General features: G+C 71.4%; 3 protein-coding genes. All 3 read right to left on the bottom strand.

Annotated elements, in window-relative coordinates; translation table 11 throughout:
* Positions 1-180: 180 nt before the first annotated feature.
* Entirely contained in the window at positions 181-3,468 is a 3,288-nt protein-coding gene (locus tag ACT6S0_RS25960; RefSeq protein ID WP_444766623.1) for a GH36-type glycosyl hydrolase domain-containing protein, read from the bottom strand.
* On the bottom strand, positions 3,465-4,199 hold the full coding sequence (locus ACT6S0_RS25955) for a dienelactone hydrolase family protein (RefSeq protein ID WP_444766622.1): 735 nt from the start codon (positions 4,197-4,199) through the stop codon (positions 3,465-3,467). The genes ACT6S0_RS25960 and ACT6S0_RS25955 overlap by 4 nt, the downstream gene beginning before the upstream one ends.
* The coding region (locus ACT6S0_RS25950) for a hypothetical protein (RefSeq protein WP_444766621.1) at positions 4,196-5,616 on the bottom strand (1,421 nt) is incomplete at its 5' end. The genes ACT6S0_RS25950 and ACT6S0_RS25955, both read right to left, overlap by 4 nt.

Genomic DNA, 5,616 nt, shown 5'->3' with positions numbered 1-5,616 from the left:
ACGTTGGTCGTCAATGAGCTCATGGTTCAGCTCCAGTCGAAGTGCGAGGCAGATCGCCTCGCCCTCCAACTTGGCAGAGCCTGAAACCCGACGAGCAATCGTGGTGTTGCCGGAGCGGCTACCGCGCGAGCGGTTTAGTCCCTCGCTGCCAAGCCGCCACCGCGACCCGCGACCCTTCAGTCAGCCCACCTCGATAGTCCAGCGATGCGAGCTATCCGGTGCCGGCCGGTCCAGCGCGAGGGCGCCCAGGCGGTAGGCGTGCGGGCGGCGAGTGGCGGCGATCTCCCGGCCCGCGTCATCGCGCACCCGCTCGATGCCATGGCCGCGCGGGCCGACGCGGTAGGTCAGCTCGAAGCGCAGGTCGGCCAGCGCCAGTTGCACCGTCAGCCCGTCCAGCACCGCCGGCATGACGGGGTCGACCACCAGCGCGCCCTGCTCCAGCCGCAGGCCAAGCAGCGACGTGATGACCAACCCAAGCGCGATGCCCGGGCCGCTGGAATAGATGCGCCAGCCGCCGTCCAGCGCGACCTCGCCGCCCAGCGCGCGGCCGTATTCCGCTTGGGCCACATACCGGTCCGGGAAGGCGGCGTCCGAGCTGGAGTAATAGCAATTGGCCTGGCGCCGGCTGGCGCTGGGCACGCGGTCGGTCAGGCCGATCGGGTGGGCCAGCGTGAGCGCCTGCAGGAAGGCCTCGGCGTGGCCGAGGTGGGCCAGCATCTGCGCATAACGCAGGTGGGCATGCATGTACATGATGCCGATCTCGCGGCCGAAAAAGGCGCTGGTCTCGGCGCGCTGGAACAGCTGCGACGGCCCGCCGCGGTAGGGCAGCGGCGCGTCGAAGAGGCGGGCGCCGTCGGGGCCCTTGAGATGCTGCTCGATCAGCGCGGCCTGGGTGGCCGCCTGCTCGGGCGTGAACAGCTCGTCGATGACGGCATGCATCATCGGCAGCAGGCTGTAGCGCAGGCCGGTGCGGGTGTCGCGCGGGTGGATCCACAGCTCGCGCTCGCCCTGCTCCGGGAAGAGCGCATAGCCCGCGACGACATCGTCCTGCACCAGCAGGCGCTGGAACTCGGCACGTACGGCCATGGCCTCGGCGGTCAGCGCGGCGGCTTGGTCAGCGCGGCCGATCTGGCTGTAGGCCGTCGCCAGCGTGTGCAGCATCTGGTGGTGCAGCGTGACGGTCCAGGCGCTGCACAGGCGCTCGCGCAGCGCGGGGTCGGCAGGCTGCAGCGAATCGTTCCAGTCGCCATGCCAGTAAGCCGCCAGGCCGGTGCCGGGCACGACGCGTTGCCTGATCAGCCCGAGCGCACGCTCAACGTGGACCGCCAACGTCGCCGCCTCGCCGCCATGGAAGGGCGCCAGCTCGTCGAGCAGGCTCGCGTCGCCGCTGGCGATCAGATACTGCGCCAGGCCCAGCAGCGGCCAGAAGACGATGTCGCCATGCGAGTCCCCCGCGCGGATGCCGGCCTCGCGCTTGAAGAACATGAACCACTGCGGCCAGTCGCCGTCGGGGTTCTGGGCGCTGAAGACGCGCAGCAGCAGATCGCGCACGGGTGCCGTCTGGCCCAGGGCCAGCAGCATTTCCAGCGGCCCCTGGCAGACGTCGCGTGTGCCCCAGCCGCCGCCGGAATACTGCTCCAGGCCACGCGGTGACAGGTAGTGCACGAGGGCGTTGTGCGCGTACCAGGGCAGGATGTCGCGCAGCTGCGTGAGCGCAGGATGCGCCAGCTGCCATTGCGGCAGCGCGAGAAGCTGCGGCGCCGGCGGCGCGGTGTCGATCAGCGTGCCGCGCAAGGTCAGCGCGAAGGCCGCTGCGGGCGCAAAGTCCAGGCAGAGCAGCGGCTCGCCGCGGCTGACGCCGTCGTCGTACAGCCGGCCGTCGTCGCCGACGATGGCCAGTCCCGGTGCATCGATGACCAGGGCGCCGTCGGGGAAGCGGTCGGCCAGCTCGCTACCCTCGGGCGGTGTGACGCGCAGGCGGTCGCCGCTGTGCTCCCAGGTCGGCCTGGATGCTGCGGCGCCATCGTCGCCGCCGAGGGCCAGGTTGAGGCTGGCCCGCAGTCGCAGCGGGCCACCCTGCAGCACGCGCATCGCCAGGCTCATCGCATCCGGCACGGCGCCGGCCTCCGCCACCACCTCGATCAGGCCGCCGTCATTCGCATACAGCCAGCGGCACCTTCGCGGCTGCATCTCGAAGGCCGACGGCAGGCCAAGCAGCTGCCAGCCCTGCCCGTCCAACTGCACGAACAGCCGCAGGCCGGCGGTGCGGAACAGGCCGAGCAGGCTGCGCTGCGTGGACAACAGGCGATTGATGCTGACGTGACCCTGGGTCAGCATGGAGTGGAAGACACCGCCCATCCAGCAGGTCGACGTCAGCGCGCCCTCGTCGGGCATGAGGTGGTCGCCACTGCGCAGGATGTGGCCGTGCGGGCGCTGCACAAGCAACTCCTTGGCGCGCAGCACGACATGGGCGGCGTCGTCGGTGAAGAAGCTCAGCGACTGCCCGTCGCGCCATTCCTCGTGGCGCCGCTCGCCGGGGAAGAGTTGTCGGCGGGCCTCGGCGCTGAGGTCGTGGCTGGCGAGCAAAGGCGCGCTGGCGAACAGGCTCGGCGCGGGCGCGTGGCCGGGCTCGTCGAGCGGCGCGCAGGGCTGAGCCTCGGGCAGCGCGAGCAGTGCCGGCAGGCGTGCCAGGTCGGCGTCGCTGCTCGCTGGCGCGTGATGCATCTGCAGCGACAGGAAGAAGCCGCCCGCCGCACGCTCGCCCGGCGCAAGTGCGATGGCCTCGTCCTGCAGTGCGACGAGGGCATGCTCATGCTGCAGGCGCTGGCTGGGCAGGCCGGCCGCCAGGGCCGGCGCCGGCGCGCCCTCGCGGGCCGCAGGCCCCCAGACCTGGACCGCATCCGTCGCAAAGGCCTCGGCGCGTCGCAGTGAACCGGCCAGCAGCCAGGGGTGCTGGCCGTCCTGGGCCTGGTTCTGGCGTGCCGCAAGCAGCACACCGCGGTCAGCGTCGCGCAACGGCTGCAGGTCGATGTAGTGGCTGACGTAGTACTCGTTGGTGCGCACCGCGCCGTAGCCGGCCAGGCCGATGTCCTGCACGAGGACGGGCGCGATGTCGCAGGCCGCGCCGCTGCGGTTCTCGGCTTGCAGGTGCCAGAACAGCGTCGCCTCGTCGGTGGCCAGGCGCAGTTGCAGGCGCAGCGCCAGGCCGTCCCAGTCGCCGCGCATCTCGAAGGCGCCTTCCGCGGCATGCACATTCAGCGGCGACAGCGGACCGAGCAGCGGCGTCACGCGCCAGTCGCTGCCCGCATCACGGCGCCGCAGCCAGACATTGGCCGGTCCGCCCTCCAGTTCGTTGCCGAGGAAGAGGTTGAGCATCAGCGCCGGCCCGCACATCAGCCGGCGCAGCCCGCCGTGGGACAGCAGCTCGGCCTGCAGGCCTGCAGCGTTGCTCAGGATATGAACGCTCATGCTCGTTTCTGGGCCAACAGCCAGGGAATCAGTTCAGGGTCGCGATAGGCCGGCGTCCACGAGTCGTGGCCGACGCCGGGGTAGATGGTCAGCGAGGCCGTGCCGCCGGCCGCGCGCAGGGCTTCGATGGAGGCTATATGAGGTGCCAGCGGCACGGCGGTGTCTTGGTCGCCGTGGTAGCCGCGGACCGGCACGCTGCGCATGGCCGCGACCTTGCCGGGGTGGCCGAAACCGCAGACGGGCGCGATGGCCGCGAGGTCGCGCGGATAGGTGTAAGCCCACTGCCACACGCCGTAGCCGCCCAGGCTCAGGCCCGTGCCAAGGCAGCGCTCGGGATCGATGTGCAGGCGTGCTTGCAAGGCGGCGAGCAGCTGGTGCAGGCGCTCGGGGTCCCACTGCGCGCCGTCCTCGAGCTGCGGGCTCACGATGATGAGCTGCTGGTTCACGCCTTGCGCCGCCCAGGACGGCGGGCCGTGGACCTTGACCTTCTCCAGGTCGGTGCCGCGCTCGCCGGAGCCGTGCAGGAAGACCAGCAGCGGCCAGCGTTCGCGCTTCTGCGCGTACTCAGGCGGCAACGACACCCACATGCGTTCACCGCCCAGCGCCCACGGGCGCTGCTCGCCGGCGGCCAGGCCGTCCGGTGGCGTGGGCGGCACTGCCGCGCAGGCGCTCAGCAATGGCGCCGCGAGAGCAGGCGTCGTCAACAGCAGCTGGCGGCGGTTCATGGTCATGGTGTGGGTTCCAGTTGGATCGTCGTGGCGTCTGCCGGCAGCGGCAGCTCGCGGCCCTGCCAGGTCAGCCCCTGGTTTGAGACGTTAGGCAGTTTGCCGTCTCCCGGCCACGCCAGGCGCAGTTCACCGGGCAGGCGTTCGGGGCGGCGGTCGATGTGCAGCGTCCAGCCGCCGTCGGCGCGTTTCAGCAAACGGTAGTCCAGCCGGCCCCAGGCGGTGGACAGGCCGGTCACGCCGATGTCGCGCGCAGCGCGCCAGCCGGGCGACAGGCCGGCGCCGAGCACGAGGCTGCCGGTGGCGTCGCGCTCGTAGGCCAGCAGGTCCAGGGCGGCGCGCAGGTAGTCCGACGAGATCCAGGCATGCGGCATGTCGCCGAGGAAGCGCGGCTCGCGCGCATCGGGCAGCACGACCTCGGCCCACTGGTTCCAGCCGGCCGGGCGCTGGTGGGTGAAGAACCAGGCCAGCAGGCGGTGCGCGTCGTCGACACGCCCCAGGCGCACCAGCGCACTGACGTTGCGCAGCTCGTAGGGCGTGTAGTCCTTCCAGCCCTTGCTGCCCGTGATGCGCGCATCGGCCTCGGCCACATAGCGGTCGAAGGTGCCGCGCAGCAGCGCGGCCGGCAGCTTGTCCTCGGCCTGGGCGGGGTTCAGCGCCATCGTCGTGGATGTGGCGTCGAAGTCGCCACGGTCGGCAGCGCCGGCGATGTGGTCGAGCTTGAAGTGCTGCGCGGTCGCGGCAACGGATGCGCTGAGGTCGGCCTCGAACTCATCTCGGGACACGGCCCAGCGGACGGCTTGCGCCGTATCGCCGAGCGCCTGCGCGATCTGCACCGCGTCCTTGTAGCCGCGCAGCGCCCAGAAGTCGTCCCAGTAGGAATAGGCCGGCTTGTCGGCATAGCCTTCGTGGCTGATCGAAGGCGGCATCAGGCCCTTGAAGCGTGGGTCGGCATCCGCCTTGCGTTCGCTCAGCCGCAGCGCTTCCATCCACGCGACGACGCGCTGCACCTTGGGCCAATGGCGCTCCAGCAGCGCGCGGTCCTGGGTATGCCGCCACAGCTCGGCCACGGCGAACAGGTATTGACCGTGGCTGTCGTTCTCGACCACCGGGTCGGCGCCGCGCTGGTCGACGCAGCAGGGCACCTTGCCGGAGTCGAAGATGTAGCCGGCATACCAGTCGACGAACTCGCGTGCCGCCTGGGCCTCGCCCATGCGCACCAGGCCGGCCACCATCATGGCGCCGTCGCGCACCCAGGAGCGGGCGTAGGAGCGCGTGCCCGGGCGCAGCGCAGGGCCCTCGCGCGACATCAGCATCTGCGCCAGCGCGCTGCGCATGGTGTCGACGACAGGCTGGGCCTGCGGCGGCTGGCCCAGCGCCAGCACACCGAGGCGGTCACGCCAGCGCGCGGCCGCGACGGCCA

The organism is Roseateles sp. (genome assembly GCF_052436255.1).
GTDB lineage: Bacteria > Pseudomonadota > Gammaproteobacteria > Burkholderiales > Burkholderiaceae_C > Pelomonas.
Note: the sequence above shows the minus strand (reverse complement) of the source record. Positions and strands in the feature narration are given on the sequence as shown.